Raw genomic sequence first — 17791 nt, 5'->3', positions numbered from 1 at the left:
TGTGACCGGACGATTCGCTTTCCGTGCAGGAAAGCAGAAGGGTCTTATCGTTTCGTTTCCATTTGAATCAGCGGTTCGTTCGATACCGGTGGCAGCGGTTTGCGCTCACGTGGTACGCGAGCAGGAGCAACAACTTGCGCTGCGGCTTCCTGCGCTACGCGCAGTTTTTCAGGGTCGGTCGAGGCGAGCACCAGACCGGCTGCACGCAAGACGTCGTCCAGATTGTCCGATGAACCGTTGGCAGGAGTCGATGCCACAGGTTTCGCCGATGCCACATTTGAAGTATCGGCTGCGAACAGCGCCTGCTGACGTACGGTTTCGACTGCCGGTGCGATTGGCGTTGGTGCCGGCGCCTCTTCAACGACAGAGGCCGTTGCAACAACCGGTTCGGGCTGTGCTTCAACCGGAGCCGCGATGGCCGTTTCAGTTGCCTGAGTTTCCACAACTGGCGCGACGTATGCAGGTTCTTCCTGACGTGGAATTTCCTGCGGGATCGTCGGTGCAGCGATTGCGGCATTCAGCGCACTGATTGGTTCAGTCACTGAGGATGTCTGCGTATATGCTGCTGCGGTGGCGGCTTCACTGATGACGGCCGACGCCATTTCGCGTGCATTGGTATGCGGCACGCTGGCTGGCGTTTCCGCCGCTTCGTCGAGCAGGGTTTCTTCCTGCAGGGCATTTACGGAATTTTCGTCATTTTCGTTTTCCGTGCCGGTTTCCGTATTGTCGCGATCACGACGGTTGCGGTTGCGGCCACCGCGACGACGACGACGGCGAGGCTGATCATCGCCTGCAACTGTTTCGAGCGGGTTGCCATTCACATCGAGAATCGGGGAATCCGTGCTTGCAGCTTCTGCTGCCTGCGGAGCGGTGCGGGCCGGTGCGACATTTTGCAGTACCGGTTGCTCGGTTCCTGCCGTGGCTTCCTTGCGATCTTCGCGTGGCGGACGCGGCGTGCGTTCACGACGGCCTTCCTGGCCTTCGCGTGGCTCACGTGGTTCGCGCGGTTCCCGTGCCTCACGAGGCGGACGCGGTGCACGTGCCGCAGGCGCTTCTACGGCTGGCGCCTGTGCCGGCTTGGCGGTTTCATCACGTTCTTCGTTGCGGTCACGACCATTGCGGCCGCGACGGTTGCGTTGATTGCGGCCACCTGCATTGCCACGTTCACCACGCTCACCACGGTTACGCGGATTCTTGTCTTCAACGGCAGGTTTTGCCGGCGCGGCAGGTTGTGCCGGTGCACCGGTGAACAGGGCGAACAGTTTCTGGAAGAAGCCCTTGGCTTCGACTGGTGCAACCGTCTTGGCCGGTGCTGCGACGTCCTTGCGTTCAAAGGTCGGCGCAGGCTGATCAGGCGTGATGCCCTTGACCATGGCTTCCTGACGCGGCTTGATTTCTTCCTTTTGACGCTTACCGTAGCTGATGTCGGTATCGGCCTGTTCGACCATCGCGTAGCTTGCTTGGGTTTCTTCCAGACGTGGATCGTCGTGCTTGATGCGTTCCAGCTTGTAGTGCGGCGTTTCCAGATGCTTGTTCGGAATCAGGACGATGGAAACGCGATGACGTGTTTCGATCTTCAGGATTTCGCCGCGCTTCTCGTTCAGCAGGAAAGCGGTGACATCGACTGGCGCCTGAACTTGAATGGATGCCGAGTTTTCCTTCATCGCCTCTTCCTGGATGATGCGCAGGACTTGCAATGCGGACGATTCGGTATCGCGGATGTGGCCCGTGCCGTTGCAGCGCGGGCAGGTCACGTGGCTGCCATCCGACAGCGACGGGCGCAGACGCTGACGCGACAGTTCCATCAGGCCGAAACGCGAAATCTTGCCCATCTGAACGCGTGCACGGTCGAAATGCAGTGCGTCTTTCAGACGGGTTTCGACTTCGCGCTGGTTCTTTGAATTCTCCATGTCGATGAAGTCGATGACGATCAGGCCACCCAGATCGCGCAGGCGCAATTGACGGGCAACTTCTTCGGCAGCTTCACAGTTGGTATGGAATGCGGTGGTTTCGATGTCGCTGCCGCGGGTAGCGCGGGCAGAGTTGACGTCGACGGAGACGAGCGCTTCGGTGTGATCGATGACGATCGCGCCGCCCGATGGCAACGGTACCGTGCGCGAGTACGCCGTTTCGATCTGATGTTCGATCTGGAAGCGCGAGAACAGCGGCACGTCGTCGCGATAGCGTTTTACGCGGTGCACCATGTCCGGCATCACGTGGCTCATGAACTGTTGAGCCTGTTCGTAAATGTCGTCGGTGTCGATCAGGATTTCGCCGATGTCCGGCTGGAAATAATCGCGAATCGCGCGGATGACCAGCGACGATTCCTGATAAATCAGGAACGCGCCGGGAGCCGATTTGCCGGCGCCTTCAATCGCGCGCCACAGTTGCATCAGATAGTTCAGATCCCACTGCAGTTCGTCAACGTTTCGACCGATGCCTGCGGTGCGGGCAATCACGGACATGCCTTGCGGCAAATCCAGCTTGTCCATCGTTTCACGCAATTCCTGGCGATCTTCACCTTCGACACGGCGCGATACGCCGCCGCCGCGCGGATTGTTCGGCATCAATACCAAATAGCGGCCGGCCAGCGAGACGAAGGAGGTCAGGGCAGCACCCTTGTTGCCGCGTTCTTCCTTCTCGACCTGGACCATGATTTCCTGGCCTTCGCGCAACGCATCCTTGATGCTTGCGCTGCGGACGTCGACGCCTTCCTTGAAGTAGGTTCGGGCGACTTCCTTGAATGGCAGAAATCCGTGGCGATCTTCACCGTAGCTGACGAAGCAGGCTTCGAGCGACGGCTCGATACGGGTGATGACGCCTTTGTAAATGTTGGACTTGCGTTGTTCGCGTCCGCTTGTTTCGATATCGATGTCGATGAGTTTTTGCCCATCGACAATGGCAACACGCAGTTCTTCTTGCTGTGTCGCATTAAATAGCATGCGCTTCATTTTTTAGTGCTCCGCGACCCGAAGGTCATTTAGTGCCGTTGAGCTGCATGTTCCATCGATGATTCGCGCTTCCGGCCTGCGAATTCGCCGGATTGTTGGGCGATTTCACAGCATCTGCGGATGCGCGGTTTTTATCTCGACGGCGCCATGCGCCAATCAACAGCAACAGTACAGGGATGTACGCGGGACAGGGAGACTGGGGGAGGGAATTGCCTTGCTGTGTGAAACTAAGCGCAATGCGCTGTTATCACAACGGGGCGCGGACGCACGGAAACGGATGCCGAATGCACACTTGATCCGCATCGTGCACGTCGAATGAATCGAGTGCAACGATCGGAAATGGTGAGCAAATTGATCCAGCCATATATATAAGGGCAATCGGCAAAACGGTTCTACTGCATCAACCAGCAAGCTTTTCCGGTATTCGGTGGAGCTTGCCGGACTTTATCCTAACAATCCAGACATCCTGACCACACTCTTTGCGCGTTATCCGATTACAACAACGGTGCAACCTTGATTCGCGCAGGAGCGGTGCATACACATCTTTTCCATCGAATTTGCAAAAAATGGCGAGGCCGATGGAGACGCCCCTGTGTAGAATGTGTTTTTTATTCTTACACTGCAATGGTTTGGTAACCATTGCGAAACGATTATATATTCAAAATGAAGGACTTAGCGAGATTTTCAGGGAAAGGGCCTGAAATGGCATTGCCCGCCCGATCCGCCCAGGTTTCTTCCCCATCGCCGGCTCAGGTTCAATTACTGACCATCTCCGAAGAAGAAGCCGGTCAGCGTATCGATAACTTTTTGCTACGCATTTGCAAGGGCGTGCCGAAAAGCCACATTTATCGCGTGTTGCGATCCGGCGAGGTGCGCGTCAACAAAGGGCGCATCGATCAAACCTATCGTTTGCTGGAAGGCGATACGGTTCGAGTGCCGCCAATACGGATGGCAGAAAAGCAAGCATCCAGCGCACCGGGTGCGGAATTCGCCATCCTGTTCGAAGACAGTCATTTGCTCGTGATCGACAAGCCGGCCGGTGTTGCCGTGCACGGCGGTTCAGGCGTCAGTTATGGTGTCATCGAGCAGTTGCGCGCGGCGCGACCGGATGCAAAATTTCTTGAACTGGTGCACCGCTTGGACAGGGAAACTTCCGGCGTGCTGTTATTGGCAAAGAAGCGCTCGGCATTGACAAACTTGCACGAACAGATTCGCGACGGTGAACCGGACAAGCGTTACTGGACGCTTGTACATGGCGACTGGAAGAATCCGCGACAGCACATCAAATTGCCTTTGCACAAATATTCGACGCCGGATGGTGAACGTCGCGTGCGGGTGCAGGCCGATGGCATGGCATCGCATACGATTTTTAATCTGGTACGACGTTACGACGAATTCGCCTTGCTTGAAGCCGAACTGAAAACCGGCCGCACGCATCAGATTCGCGTGCATCTGTCGTCAAGCGGTTTTCCGATTGCCGGTGACGACAAGTATGGTGATTTTGCCTTGAATCGCAATCTGCAAAAAGCAGACGGCGAGCGAGCAGCCTTGAAACGCATGTTTCTGCACGCCCATCAGATTACCTTTATTCACCCGGAATCCGGCAAGCAGATGACGCTCAATGCGCCGTTGCCGCCCGATTGCGAGCGATTTCTGAATAGCCTGAAGAAGGTGTCGTAATCGCAAACAGGATGTGCGGCGAGCCGTCATCCGTAACAAGACAGGAGCAGGCGGCGCGTGCCGTCGTGACATGGCAAGAAAGCAATTTGATTTCATCGTCTTCGATTGGGACGGTACGTTGATGGACAGCACGGCTACCATCGTTCACTGTATACAAGCGGCTGCACGCGATCTCGGTCTGCCCGTACCGGACGAACGGGCTGCTGCTCATGTGATCGGACTCAGCCTGCAGAGTGCGATGGAAGTCGCCATCCCCGGTGTCGATCCCAAATACTATCCGCGCATCATCGAGCGCTATCGCTACCATTATCTGAATCAGGATGGCGGCCTGACACTGTTCGACGGTGTGACCGAGATGCTCGACGATCTGGTGCAACAAGGTTATCTGCTCGGTGTGGCAACCGGTAAAAGCCGCGTTGGCCTCGATCGTGCGTTAAAAACTTCCGGTCTGGCATCTCGCTTCGATGCGACGCGTTGTGCAGACCAAACTTTTTCCAAGCCGCATCCAGCCATGCTGCAGGAATTGACGCAGGAACTCGGACAGGACATGCAGCGAACTGTGATGATCGGCGATACCACGCACGATTTGTTACTGGCTCAGAATGCCGGTGCGGCAGGTATCGCCGTACATTATGGCGCACACACACCGGACGACTTGCAGGCACTCAATCCGTTGTTCGCAGCGAACTCCGTCCCCGAGTTGCATGCGTGGCTGAACGAAAATGCATGATGGCGTGACGACGGATCTCATTTTCGTTTGTGAAACGGCATTGCTTGAAGAGGGTGGGAAGGGCGTGCGTTTTCCGCTAACCGCCGGTGGCGAGGATGCCAGCGGATTTGTGGTGCGTTACAACGGTATCGTCTACGGTTATCTGAACCGTTGCGCTCATGTGCCGATTGAACTGGACTGGAACGAAGGCGATTTTTTCGAATCAAGCGGACTGTATTTGATTTGCTCCACACATGGCGCGATGTACGAGCCGGAAACCGGCCGCTGCACAGGTGGCCCGTGTCGAGGCCGCAGCCTGCGGCCAATACAAATTGTGGAACGGGATAATCAGGTATTCTGGCAGCCCGACGAATATGCAAGACCCGCGCGCGCATAAGCGGCGCGGAATCTATCGAGTGACGACATGAGCAACGACAACGAGCAGGGCAATCAACCATCATCCTGGCAGGCTTCGACACCGCGCAAGGATGGATGGGAGCGGGAAGTGCTGGAGAAGCTGGCTTTCGCCACATTAAAGGAACAACGCGCACGTCGTCGCTGGGGAATTTTTTTCAAACTTGCGACACTGGCGTTGATCGGATTCGGCATCTGGCTGGGATTGGGATCGTCCGTTTCGGAGATGGAAAGCGTCGGGCCGCATACCGCATTGATCAAGATCGAAGGCACCATTGAAGCGAAGGGCGCAGGCGATGCCGACGCGGTGATTGCGGCACTGACGAAAGCCTATGAAGATCCAGGCTCGGTTGGCATCATTCTTGAAATCAACAGTCCGGGCGGCAGCCCGGTACAGGCCGGCATCATCAACGATGAAATCACGCGACTGCGTACTGCGTATCCGAAAAAGCCGCTGAACGTCGTCGTGACGGAGATTTGTGCATCCGGTGGTTACTACATTGCCGCTGCCGCTGATCGCATCTATGTCAACAAGGCCAGCATCGTCGGCTCGATCGGTGTACTGATGGACGGTTTCGGTTTCACCGGTACGATGGAAAAACTGGGTGTAGAACGTCGCCTGCTGACCGCTGGCGCCAACAAGGGATTTCTTGATCCATTCAGTCCGCAAAACGAAACGCAAAAAAATTACGCGTTAAGCATGCTGGATGAAATTCACCAGCAATTCATCGACGTTGTTCGCAAGGGCCGCGGCAAACGTTTGAAAGAAACGCCGGAGATGTTCTCGGGGTTGTTCTGGAGCGGTGCAAAATCGATCGAGCTGGGATTGGCTGACGGTTTCGGTACGGTGGAAAGCGTGGCGCGCGATCAATTCAAGTCGACCAATATCGTCGACTACACGCAACGCGAAGGCCTGTCCGACCGGGTGTTGAGGAAGTTTGGTGCGGCAGCAGGTGCCTCTGCAGTAAAAGCAATCAGCGAACAATGGATGCCGAACCTGAAATGATGGCGTAATGCAACGCGTCGCTTGACGCGGATTTGTGCTGCGGACCCCTGCAAGAATCGGCTTGAAGTTTCAGGACGATTGTCTATAGTGATATCGCGTTATCGACATCTGACGGTGAGAATGCAACAACGTCTGCAATCGCTGGATTGCAACCGCTCGCATTAGATAACGTTTCGGGTCTCTGACCCATCCTGATGCCTTCTAGGAAGGCAGGCAAAGCGGCGATGAAACATCGCCGCTTTGCGTTTACTGCGCGCGTTTTCTATTCGGCAAGCAACAGGAAGACGGTCGGCTTCTTGTGAAAGTCCGGTGCTTTTCCGTTCGCCAGATCGGTTTTCCATTTTGCGGCCGATTGGGTGCAAATCTTTTCCGATGGCAAGGTGAGGTCCGTTGCAATACTGATCAGCGTGCCGGGCTGACAGGTCGCTGCCAGTGTTTCCAGCATGGCGGTATTGCGATACGGCGTTTCGATAAAAAACTGCGTTTGTTTTTCTGCACGCGAACGTTCTTCCAATTGGCGGATACGCTTGATGCGAGCCGCCGCATCGATGGGCAAATAGCCATTGAAGGCGAAATTCTGTCCACTCAATCCACTGGCCATGACCGCGAGCAATAGGGACGAGGGGCCTACAAGCGGTCTGACTTGAATGCCTTGTGCATGGGCAAGGCGGACAAGATTGGCGCCGGGATCGGCAACCGCCGGCACACCTGCTTCCGAAATCAGGCCGCCGTCCTGTCCGGCAAGGAGTGGTGCCAGCAGGGCAGGCAGTGCTTTTGCTTCCGTATTGACGTCCAGCTCTGCGATACGGATTTCCTGTATCGGTTTTGCCAAGGTATTACTTGTGTCAATCAGTTTGAGAAAGGCGCGCGTTGTCTTGGCGTTTTCCGCAATGAAGTAATCGAGCTTCGCCGTGATCTGCTGGACTTCGACAGGAATGATGTGCGCGAGTGAATCACTGGCGTCATGAGGTCCAAGTGTATTGGGAATGAGGTAGAGAGTGCCAGGCATGAGCAATAACAGGTCGAAATTATTCTGTGAAAAATGTGACGTGCGCGCGACGCAGCATCGACGTCAGCGCAATCAATGGCAATCCGGTCAGCGCAGTTGGATCGGTGCTTTCGATTTTTTCAATGATGGCGATGCCCAAGCCTTCGTTTTTCGCACTTCCCGCGCAATCGTACGGTTGCTCGATACGCAGATACGCATCGAGTTCGTGATCCGGAAGATCTCGGAACGTGACACTGGTCTGGACGTTTTCGAACTGTATCCGCGGAGACGCCGCGCTACGGCCATCGAACAGGCAAAGCGCCGTATGGAAAATGACCTTGCGTCCGCGCATTTTTTGCAATTGTTGCAATGCCTTGTCGTGCGTGCCGGGCTTGCCGATTTGTGCGCCGTCCAGCGTGGCCACCTGATCGGAGCCGATGATCAGCGATTGTGGCGCCCGATTGGCGATGGCAGCAGCTTTTTCCTGCGCGAGGCGCATGACAGTAGCTTCCGGCGTTTCCTCAGGGCGCGGCGTTTCGTCGATATTTGGCACCATGACGTCGAATGGAATGCGGAGCCGGGACAGCAATTCCTTGCGGTAAATCGAGCTGGAACCAAGAATCAGTCGCGGTTGTGCGGGGGATGAAGACATTTTTTGATGTTTATTTGAATGACCGCTCAACAAAAGCGCGCTAACACTTTGACGAATAAGGAAAAAGCCTGCTATTATCGCAGGTTTTCCGGATTCGGCCAGTTGCTATGGGTGCTTTTGTAATCGACGCGTTTGATTTCTGTCGGCTTGGTGAGCGACGAGATGGCGAGATTGCTGTGGCCGATATGAAGAGGCTGGCTGCGGAATGCACCGACATTGCAACATTCTTGCAGTGGACGTTGCAGGGTGGAGCAAACAGTTTCGGATATCCACAACTGTTGATGACTGTGGCAGGCAAGGCTCAGTTGCGTTGCCAACGTTGCATGACTTCGCTTGAACATGTGATCGAATCGGAGCAGATTCTGATTCTTGCGAAAAGTGACGATCAGGCGGATGAGATCGAGACATTGCTGGATGACGACACAATTGATGTGATTGTCGGCTCGAAGGCGATGAATATTCTGGATCTGGTGGAAGACGAAGCGTTGCTGTCGTTGCCTTTGGCGCCGAAACATGAAGTCTGTCCCGGCAATGCCGTTACGGACGGATTTTCTGATGCGCGCAAGCCGTCGCCTTTCGATGTCCTGAAGGGCTTGAAGCAATAAGAGTTGAGGCGCATTGCCGCGAATGCGGCGGCGTGTAATTTCAGTAACAGGATTGTCGATTTGCAGCGGTTTTGCAAAGCGAATGTGTTAGAATTTTCGAACTTAAGGTTTAGGAGTAGTTATCATGGCTGTTCAACAGAATAAAAAGTCCCCATCGAAGCGCGGTATGCACCGTTCGCACGATTTCCTGGTTGCTCCACAACTGGGTACGGAACCAACCACGGGTGAAACGCATCTGCGTCACCACATCAGCCCGAACGGCTTTTATCGTGGTCGTAAAGTCCTGAAAACCAAAAACGACGAATAATCCATTCTCGTTCAGGCGAAAAAAGCGGCGCGTTGAGTCATGACTTTGCGCCGTTTTTTCATATGCTCACGCAGCGCATTGCGTCATTTTGAATCAAGCCGAATCTGCCCCATAATGTGGCTGGACTGAGGCCCTGAATCAAGCCAATGACAATTAAAATATCTATCGACTGCATGGGCGGTGATCGCGGCCCTGCGGTTACCATTCCTGCCGCTATTGCGTTTGCCGAAAACGAACCGGACGCCGAACTTATTCTGGTCGGCCCCGAGGCGTTGCTTTTGGCAGAGCTGAAAAAGCACAAGGCAAGCGAACATCCACGCCTTTCCATTGTCAATGCGACCGATGTCGTGACAATGGACGACACCCTTGAAACGGCACTACGCCGCAAACGCGACTCTTCGATGCGCGTGGCGATCAATCTCGTCAAGGAAGGAAAGGCGCAGGCTTGTGTGTCCGCCGGCAATACCGGCGCGCTGATGGCAATTTCCCGTTACGTCCTCAAAACGATTCCTGGCGTCGATCGCCCGGCTATCTGCAGCATCCTTCCGAATCAAAAAGACGGTCCGACCTATATGCTCGATCTGGGTGCCAATGTTGATTGTGAACCGCAGCATTTGCATCAGTTCGCATTGATGGGTTCCGCTCTGGTCTCGGCAATGGAAGGCAAGTCGAAGCCAACTGTTGGGCTGCTGAACGTCGGAGAGGAAGACATCAAGGGTAATGATGTCGTCAAGCAAACTGCAGTGCGCTTGCGCGCCGAGCACGAAAAAGGCACATTGAATTTTTACGGCAACGTCGAAGGCGACGACATCTTCAAGGGCACGACGGATATCGTCGTCTGCGATGGCTTCGTCGGCAATGTGACGTTGAAAACATCGGAAGGCCTCGGTCGTTTCGTCAAAAGCGTACTGACGACGGAGTTCAAGAGCAGCCCGTTGAACATGCTGGGCGCCTTGATCGCGCGTGGCGCGTTGAAAGCGATTTCGCAACGCCTGAATCCGTCCCGTTACAATGGCGGCAGTTTGCTCGGCCTGCGCGGATTGGTCTTCAAAAGCCATGGTGGTGCGGATGCCTACGGTTATCAGTGGGCAATCCGACGTGCATTCGACGCAGCCAAATACGATGTTCTCGCACGCATTTCGACGAAGATTGCGGAGTTGATGCCGCAGTCGCTTGCGTCACTTTCCGAAGATCCGGCCGGTACAACAGAAAATACAGAACAGAAAACCGCATGACTCTCTATAGCAAAATTATCGGGACAGGTAGCTACCTGCCGCCCAACCGCGTTACCAATCAGGATCTGACCGAACAACTGGCAAGCAAGGGGATTGAAACGTCCGACGAGTGGATCGTTTCGCGCAGCGGCATTTCCGCACGCCACTATGCTGATGCCGGGATGAATTCGAGCGATCTCGCAGTGGAAGCTGCCAAGCGCGCCATCGATATGGCCAAATTGACGCCGAACGATATCGACCTGGTCATTCTTGCGACGTCGACGCCGGATTTCTTTGGCGGTTTCCCGAGCACGGCGTGCGTGGTGCAGCACAAACTCGGCATTACGAACGAATGCGCTGCGTTGGATGTACAGGCTGTCTGCAGTGGTTTCGTTTATGCAGTCTCGACAGCAGACAAGTTCATCAAATCCGGTTCGCACAAGAATGTATTGGTGATCGGTGCGGAAGTGTTTTCGCGCATCATCGATTTCAGCGACCGTACGACCTGCGTGTTGTTCGGCGATGGCGCCGGCGCGGTTGTCATGACGGCTTCCGATGAACCGGGCGTATTGGCGACCAAGTTGCATGCGAACGGTAGTTACGGCGATATTCTTTGCGGACCTGGCAGAATCAGTAACGGTGCGCTCGAAGGCAGTGCCTTCATGTACATGGATGGGCAGGCCGTATTCAAACTTGCCGTCGGTTTGCTGGACAAGGTTGCGAACGAAGCGCTGCAACTGGCCAAAATGGACGCATCCGAAGTCGATTGGATCGTGCCGCATCAGGCCAATATTCGCATCATGCAGGGCACGGCGAAAAAGCTGGGCCTCGGCATGGACAAGATGATCGTGACGGTCGATCAGCACGGCAATACATCGGCTGCGTCGATACCGCTGGCGCTCGATACGGGTGTACGCGACGGTCGTATCAAGGCAGGTCAGAACGTCATGATGGAAGGCGTTGGTGGCGGTTTTACATGGGGTGCCGTGCTGGTGCGCATGTAAGGAACGATTGTCATTGTTGAAATCAAAAATACAAAAATCATGAGCAAATTTGCATTCGTTTTTCCAGGTCAGGGATCGCAAGCCATCGGCATGCTGAACGGCTTTGCCGACAACGCCATCGTGCAGCAAACACTGGCAGAAGCATCGGACGCACTACAGTTCGATCTGGCAAAACTGATCGCCGAAGGCCCGAAGGAAGATCTCGATTTGACGACCAATACGCAGCCTGTCATGTTGACGGCTGCTGTTGCGATGTATCGCGCATGGATCGCGGCAGGCGGCAAGACGCCGGCGATCGTCGCGGGCCATAGTCTGGGTGAATATTCGGCGCTGGTTGCTGCCGGTGTGATTGCATTCAAGGATGCGGTACCGCTGGTGCGCTTCCGCGCCAAGGCAATGCAGGAAGCCGTGCCAGTCGGTCAGGGCACGATGGCGGCAATTCTTGGCTTGTCGGATGCCGATGTGCTGGCTGTCTGCAAGGATGCGGCACAGGGCGATGTCGTGGAAGCTGTCAATTTCAATGCGCCGGCACAAGTCGTGATTGCCGGTCACAAGGCTGCGATTGAGCGTGCTTGCGAACTGGCCAAGGCAAAAGGTGCCAAGCGTGCACTGCCGCTGCCGGTTTCCGCGCCGTTCCATTCATCGTTGCTGAAGCCGGCGTCGGACCGTCTGCGTGAATATCTGGCACCGCTGGCGTTCGGTACACCGCAGATTCCATTGATCAATAACGTTGATGTCGCCATCGTGAGCGATGTTGCGGGCATCAAGGATGCGTTGGTACGTCAGGCGGCCAATCCGGTTCGCTGGGTCGAGTCGGTGCAGAAAATGGCGGCTGACGGTATTACCGATGTGGTCGAATGCGGTCCCGGCAAGGTGCTGGCAGGTTTGACCAAACGTATTAACGGCGAGCTTACCGGGCACGCGATTGTCGATCAGGCATCTCTGGATGCGGTTTTGGAGCTTTTGAAATAATGGATACTCAATTGGCAGGTCAGGTTGCCCTCGTCACCGGCGCATCGCGCGGTATCGGTCGTGCGATTGCGCAGGAATTGGTCAAGCAGGGCGCAAAAGTGATCGGGACCGCAACGTCGGAATCCGGTGCGGCAGCGATCTCTGAATATCTGGGCGCAGGCGGCAAAGGCGTCATGCTCGACGTCAATAATGCGGCGCGTTCGGTGGAACTGATCGACGAGATTCAGAAGGAATTCGGCGCAGTCACCATTCTGGTCAACAATGCCGGCATTACGCAGGATCAACTGGCGATGCGAATGAAGGAAGAGGAGTGGGATAACGTCATCGCCACCAATCTGACTGCCGTCGGCCGTCTGTCACGCGCCGTTCTGCGCGGCATGATGAAGGCGCGTCACGGCCGCATCATTAACATTACTTCGGTTGTGGGCTCTTCCGGCAACCCGGGCCAGATGAATTATGCTGCGGCAAAGGCCGGCGTGGCCGGCATGAGCCGTGCACTGGCGCGGGAAATCGGCAGCCGCAACATCACGGTCAATTGCGTGGCGCCGGGCTTCATCGATACCGATATGACCAAGGTCCTCGGTGAAGAGCAGGTTACGGCATTAAAGCAGCAGATCCCGCTTGGCCGTCTGGGCCAGCCGGAGGACATCGCTGCGGCCGTCAGCTTCCTCGCTTCGCCGCAAGCCGGCTACATCACAGGTACGACGTTGCATGTCAACGGCGGCATGTACATGTAATTAGGTGCTTTTAGCCGGAGTTTCGACTTTCTTGATGACAAAAGCTAAAAGTAAATTATCGGTGCGCAAACCTGCTAAAATGCGCGCACTTTCTGTAACCACTCATTGGAGTTAAACATGTCGGATATCGAACAACGCGTTAAGAAAATCGTCGCTGAACAATTGGGCGTCGCCGAAGCAGACATCAAGATCGAATCGTCCTTCGTTGACGATCTGGGTGCCGACTCGCTCGATACCGTTGAACTCGTGATGGCGCTCGAAGACGAATTCGAAATGGAAATCCCTGACGAGCAAGCTGAAAAAATCACCACCGTGCAGCAGGCGATCGATTACGCCAAGGCACACGTCAAAGCGTAAGTCAGACTTCAGGAGAATTGCTTGAGTCGCTCTAGCAAACGACGTGTCGTCGTCACTGGTCTTGGTTGTGTCTCTCCCGTCGGCAACAGTGTCGCAGACGCATGGAAAGCCATCACGGCGGGCCAATCCGGCATCGCCACCATCACCAAGTTTGATGCGACCCCCTTCAGCACGCACTTTGCTGGAGAAGTAAAAGGCTTCAATATCGAGGATTACATTCCCGGTAAGGAAGCGCGCCACATGGATACTTTCATCCACTATGGCGTTGCCGCCGGCATGCAGGCCATGCAGGACAGCGGTCTGGTCGTTACCGACGAGAATGCGGATCGCATCGGCGTCATCGTCGGCTCCGGTATTGGCGGTTTGCCGTTGATCGAGGACACGCATGCGGAACTGACCAATCGTGGTCCGCGTCGCATCAGCCCGTTCTTTGTGCCGGCATCGATCATCAACATGATTTCCGGACATCTGTCGATCCAGTACGGACTCAAGGGCCCGAATCTGGCTGTCGTAACGGCATGCACGACCGGTTTGCATGCGATCGGCACAGCCGGACGCATGATCGAATACGGTGATGCAGACGTGATGATCGCCGGTGGTGCGGAATCGACGATTTCGCCATTGGGTCTGGGTGGTTTTGCTGCAGCACGTGCACTGTCTTCCCGCAATGACGATCCGGCAACCGCTTCGCGTCCTTGGGACAAGGATCGTGACGGCTTTGTGCTGGGCGAAGGCGCCGGCGTGATGGTGCTCGAAGAATACGAGCATGCAAAAGCCCGTGGTGCAAAAATCTACGCGGAGCTGGTCGGTTTCGGCATGAGTGCAGATGCCTATCACATCACCGCACCGAACATGGACGGTCCGCGTCGCAGCATGGTCAATGCATTGAAGAATGCAGAAATCTCTGCTGACCAAGTGCAGTATCTGAACGCGCACGGTACGTCGACACCGCTCGGTGACAGGAATGAATCGGATGCGGTGAAGGCGGCATTCGGCGCGCACGCAAAGAAGCTGACCGTCAATTCGACCAAATCGATGACGGGACATTTGCTGGGCGGTGCGGGCGGACTGGAATCGGTCTTTACCGTTCTGGCCGTGCATCATCAGATTTCTCCGCCGACCATCAATATCATCAACCAGGATCCGGAATGCGATCTTGATTACTGTGCCAATACGGCGCGCGAGATGCCGATTCAATATGCCATGAAGAATAACTTCGGATTTGGCGGCACGAACGGCACCCTGGTCTTCGGTAAGATCTGATTAAAATCCGATTGCTCGCGAGAGTAATCGGATTTTTTACTTATCCCTCCCCATGTCTATCGCGGTCAGCACCGTGGTAAAACCGTCCCGCCGATTATTGGTTGTGGTGGTGGCGATGTGCATGGCCGTTCTGTGTAGCGGAATGGCGATCGGATCCGACTCGGTTGGTAATCTGCCCCCTGTTTTCAGACTGGCCGTTGCGCTCGTCTGTATCATGGCAGCAGGTTATGCTTTTTATACTGTCGTGATGATCCGGAAGACATATGAAATCCATATTTCCGGTGTTGGGCAGATACGGTTGGCGGTGCGGACAAATGGCTCGCAAGTGGAGATTGCCGGTGGAACAGAGGCGGAGCCGGTGAAATTGCTGGCATCATCCACATTGTGGTCTGGCTTGCTCATCTTGCATTTGCAAAATGAAAAGCAAAAAACCGAAATAGTAAGAATCCTGCCGGATTCGGTTTCGGCAGACAGTTTCAGGGCGTTACTGGTTGCGTGCCGCTGGATCGTGATGCGCCATCCAGAAGCCGGGGATCGACGTGAACATTCAAATTAATTCCGGATTCTTTGAACTAATCATGTTTCGCCCAGTCAACAGCACGAGCCGCGTGCGTGTTGCGACATAACAAGGGAATGGGGATTTGACGACAGAACGCGATATTGATCAGCTGCTTGTCGAGCGTGTACAACGTGGCGACAAGAAAGCCTTCGAGCTTTTAGTGATCAAGTACCAACGAAAATTGATGCGACTGGTGTCGCGGCTTGTTCGCGACCAGGCGGAAGCCGAGGATGTGGTTCAGGAAGCGTTCATCAAGGCGTATCGTGCGTTGCCCCAATTCCGTGGCGATTCCGCGTTCTATACGTGGCTCTATCGGATCGGGATCAACACCGCGAAAAACTATCTGGTGACGCAAGGTCGACGCGCGCCAACTTCTACTGAAGCCGATGTCGAAGAGGCAGAAACTTTTGACGACGGCGACCACCTAAGAGATATCAATACACCGGAATCGTTGTTGGCAACAAAGCAAATCGCCCAGACGTTGAATGTAGCGATGGACGAACTGCCGGAAGAGTTGCGAATGGCGATTACCTTGCGAGAGATCGAAGGGTTGAGTTACGACGAGATTGCCGAGTCGATGGGTTGTCCGATCGGCACGGTGCGCAGCCGGATTTTCAGGGCGCGCGAAGCGATCTCGGAAAAATTAAGGCCGTTGCTGGATACGGCGCTCGATAAACGTTGGTGAACATATAACAAGAACGCTTTTTGCTGCAAATACAGGGGTAGCCTTAATTTTTTCGAGGTAGTGATGAATACGACGAATATCACGCGGGAACAGATTTCTGCCTTTGCCGATGGCGAGTTGTCCGATGGACATCTCGACGTTACGCTGGCTGCGTTGCGCCAGGATGAAGGGCGCGATGCCTGGAATCTGTATCACCAGGTTGGCGATGCCCTGCGATCTGATGAACTGAACACGCAATTGAGTGCAGGTTTCAATGCGCGCATGTTTGCGCTTCTCGATGCGGAGCCGGTCATCATGGTGTCGGCCGACAAACGTGTCGCGGTTGCCAAGGAAACATCGATCCGACGTTTCGCGATGCCGGGAATGGCGGCAGCAGCAGTTGCCGTGGTCGCTTTCCTGACGGTGCCGCAAATGATGACACCAATCACTGCGCCGACACTGGCGGCGAATCCGGCACCGGTTGTGGCATCTGCTGCAGCGCCGGAAACGATCACTGTTGCCAGCCAGGATGGCGAAGTGCTGCGCGACCCGCGTATCGATGAGTATCTGCTGGCACATCAGCGTTTTTCTCCGTCTGTGTACAGCACTGCGCAATACGCCCGCTCGGCTACATTTGCTGTTGATTCGGACAAGTAATTAATATGCGGCAGACATTGGGATTTTTCAGGTTCGTTGTGCTTTGCTCCAGCTTTATTGCGTTTTCTTCTCATGCAGAAAGCGCAGCGCCGACCGTCGACCAGCACGATACGCAGGTATGGCTGAAGAAGATTCAGTCGTCGGCACAGAAGCTGAACTACTCGGGTACGTTCGTCTATCAGCAGGGCAGCCAGGTGCGCACGTCGCGCATTACGCATCTCCTCAATGGCAAGAATGAACTCGAAAAACTGGAAATCCTCGACGGCAAGCCGCGTGAATACATCCGCAACAACGAGGAAATCGCCTGCTACATGCCGGAGAGTAAATCGATCCGTGTGGAGCGACGCGTCAACAAGGACGTATTTCCCGCGATCCTTGGCGCCAATCCTGCCGACCTGGCTCAGCACTACGATATGAAGAAGGGTGAAACCGGCCGTGTGGCCGGCTACGATTGTCAGGCGATCATCCTGGAGCCGAAGGACAAGCTGCGTTACGGTTACAAGTTGTGGGCTGAAAAATCGACCGGCCTGCTGTTGAAGGCGCAGACGGTCAACGAAAAGAATGATGTCGTCGAGCAGATTGCTTTCACGCAGATCGTGATTGGTCATGTCGATCCGAATCAGGCCAAGACGAGTTTCAAGAACACACATGGCTGGCGCGTCGAGAATGCCGTGATGAGTGAAGCCGATCTGTCCAACTGGTCGGTGAAGGCCATGCCATCCGGCTTCAAGAAAGTGCGCGAGATGAAGCGGCTGATCACGGATACGGTGTCCGAACATGCGACACCAACACAACGTGAGGTTTCGCAGATTGTTTATTCAGACGGACTCGCAGCCATTTCCGTCTTTATCGAAGCCGGTTCGCAAAGCCGGACTGAAGGTTCGATGCAGCAGGGCGCAATGAATATCATCGGCAAACGCCAGGGTGATTACTGGTTGACTGTTGTCGGCGAAGTGCCTGCCGCGGCGATCAAGCAGGTCGCCAATTCCATCGAGCTTAAATCTCAATGAGCAAGATTTTCTTCCGCATATCCTGCTTTTCCAAGTAAGTGA

At 55.1% G+C, this 17791-nt stretch carries 20 protein-coding genes; 16 read left to right on the top strand and 4 right to left on the bottom strand.

All coding sequences use genetic code 11. The features are described 5' to 3' along the window. Positions 1–44: 44 nt before the first annotated feature. On the bottom strand, positions 45–2951 hold the full coding sequence (locus VN114_RS08815) for an Rne/Rng family ribonuclease (protein WP_325514015.1): 2907 nt from the start codon (positions 2949–2951) through the stop codon (positions 45–47). Positions 2952–3614: 663 nt separating this feature from the next. Between VN114_RS08815 and VN114_RS08810 the strand changes: the two genes are divergently transcribed. The 4 genes from VN114_RS08810 to VN114_RS08795 all read left to right on the top strand — a co-directional run bounded on the left by VN114_RS08810 (position 3615) and on the right by VN114_RS08795 (position 6760). Continuing rightward, positions 3615–4631 (top strand): RluA family pseudouridine synthase, encoded by a 1017-nt coding sequence (locus VN114_RS08810; RefSeq protein ID WP_325514013.1) that lies wholly within the window; start codon positions 3615–3617, stop codon positions 4629–4631. Positions 4632–4701: 70 nt separating this feature from the next. Then, positions 4702–5361 carry an HAD-IA family hydrolase gene (locus VN114_RS08805; RefSeq protein ID WP_325514011.1) on the top strand — a complete coding sequence of 220 codons (660 nt, stop codon included), beginning with the start codon at positions 4702–4704 and terminating at the stop codon, positions 5359–5361. A 4-nt stretch (positions 5362–5365) separates the two neighbouring features. Then, positions 5366–5737, top strand: a complete 372-nt coding sequence (locus tag VN114_RS08800; RefSeq protein WP_325514010.1) for a Rieske (2Fe-2S) protein — start codon at positions 5366–5368, stop codon at positions 5735–5737. A gap of 27 nt (positions 5738–5764) precedes the next feature. Next, a complete protein-coding gene (locus VN114_RS08795; RefSeq protein ID WP_325514008.1) occupies positions 5765–6760 on the top strand; it encodes a S49 family peptidase in 996 nt (331 codons plus the stop codon). Between the two features lie 262 nt (positions 6761–7022). Here the strand turns inward: VN114_RS08795 and VN114_RS08790 are convergent, their stop codons facing one another. The 3 genes from VN114_RS08790 to VN114_RS08780 all read right to left on the bottom strand — a co-directional run bounded on the left by VN114_RS08790 (position 7023) and on the right by VN114_RS08780 (position 8717). Next, complete coding sequence (locus VN114_RS08790; protein WP_325514006.1) at positions 7023–7769, bottom strand: SAM-dependent methyltransferase; 747 nt, start codon at positions 7767–7769, stop codon at positions 7023–7025. Between the two features lie 19 nt (positions 7770–7788). Further along, positions 7789–8400: a Maf-like protein gene (locus VN114_RS08785; protein ID WP_325514004.1), complete on the bottom strand. Its 612-nt coding sequence runs from the start codon at positions 8398–8400 to the stop codon at positions 7789–7791. Between the two features lie 74 nt (positions 8401–8474). Next, on the bottom strand, positions 8475–8717 hold the full coding sequence (locus VN114_RS08780; RefSeq protein ID WP_325514002.1) for a hypothetical protein: 243 nt from the start codon (positions 8715–8717) through the stop codon (positions 8475–8477). 6 nt (positions 8718–8723) lie between these two features. On the opposite strand from VN114_RS08780, the gene VN114_RS08775 reads away from it, so the two are divergent. From VN114_RS08775 to VN114_RS08720, 12 genes are all read left to right on the top strand, one after another. Beyond that, complete coding sequence (locus VN114_RS08775) at positions 8724–9005, top strand: YceD family protein (RefSeq protein ID WP_325514000.1); 282 nt, start codon at positions 8724–8726, stop codon at positions 9003–9005. A 124-nt stretch (positions 9006–9129) separates the two neighbouring features. Next, positions 9130–9312 (top strand): 50S ribosomal protein L32, encoded by a 183-nt coding sequence (rpmF, locus tag VN114_RS08770; protein WP_325513998.1) that lies wholly within the window; start codon positions 9130–9132, stop codon positions 9310–9312. 146 nt (positions 9313–9458) lie between these two features. Continuing rightward, on the top strand, positions 9459–10547 hold the full coding sequence (gene plsX / locus VN114_RS08765) for a phosphate acyltransferase PlsX (protein ID WP_325513996.1): 1089 nt from the start codon (positions 9459–9461) through the stop codon (positions 10545–10547). Then, on the top strand, positions 10544–11530 hold the full coding sequence (locus tag VN114_RS08760) for a beta-ketoacyl-ACP synthase III (protein WP_325513994.1): 987 nt from the start codon (positions 10544–10546) through the stop codon (positions 11528–11530). The genes plsX and VN114_RS08760 overlap by 4 nt, the downstream gene beginning before the upstream one ends. Before the next feature lie 39 nt (positions 11531–11569). Next, on the top strand, positions 11570–12502 hold the full coding sequence (gene fabD, locus VN114_RS08755) for an ACP S-malonyltransferase (protein ID WP_325513993.1): 933 nt from the start codon (positions 11570–11572) through the stop codon (positions 12500–12502). Next, positions 12502–13239: a 3-oxoacyl-ACP reductase FabG gene (gene fabG, locus VN114_RS08750; RefSeq protein WP_325513991.1), complete on the top strand. Its 738-nt coding sequence runs from the start codon at positions 12502–12504 to the stop codon at positions 13237–13239. Before fabD ends, fabG begins: the two co-directional genes overlap by 1 nt. A 117-nt stretch (positions 13240–13356) precedes the next feature. Then, entirely contained in the window at positions 13357–13596 is a 240-nt protein-coding gene (gene acpP / locus VN114_RS08745) for an acyl carrier protein (RefSeq protein ID WP_009664389.1), read from the top strand. Positions 13597–13617: 21 nt separating this feature from the next. Next, a complete protein-coding gene (fabF, locus tag VN114_RS08740) occupies positions 13618–14859 on the top strand; it encodes a beta-ketoacyl-ACP synthase II (RefSeq protein ID WP_325513989.1) in 1242 nt (413 codons plus the stop codon). Between the two features lie 52 nt (positions 14860–14911). Then, positions 14912–15415, top strand: coding sequence for a protein YgfX (locus VN114_RS08735; RefSeq protein WP_325513987.1), 504 nt, complete (start codon positions 14912–14914; stop codon positions 15413–15415). 85 nt (positions 15416–15500) lie between these two features. After that, positions 15501–16103 carry an RNA polymerase sigma factor RpoE gene (rpoE, locus tag VN114_RS08730; protein WP_325513986.1) on the top strand — a complete coding sequence of 201 codons (603 nt, stop codon included), beginning with the start codon at positions 15501–15503 and terminating at the stop codon, positions 16101–16103. 63 nt (positions 16104–16166) lie between these two features. Continuing rightward, entirely contained in the window at positions 16167–16739 is a 573-nt protein-coding gene (locus VN114_RS08725) for a sigma-E factor negative regulatory protein (protein WP_325513985.1), read from the top strand. Positions 16740–16744: 5 nt separating this feature from the next. Beyond that, on the top strand, positions 16745–17749 hold the full coding sequence (locus VN114_RS08720) for a MucB/RseB C-terminal domain-containing protein (protein WP_325513983.1): 1005 nt from the start codon (positions 16745–16747) through the stop codon (positions 17747–17749). Positions 17750–17791 lie beyond the last annotated feature (42 nt).

This window comes from Oxalicibacterium sp., assembly GCF_035565035.1.
Taxonomy (GTDB): Bacteria; Pseudomonadota; Gammaproteobacteria; order Burkholderiales; family Burkholderiaceae_D; genus Oxalicibacterium.
The sequence above is the reverse complement of the archived record's forward strand: the minus strand, read 5'-3'. Positions and strand labels throughout refer to the sequence as shown.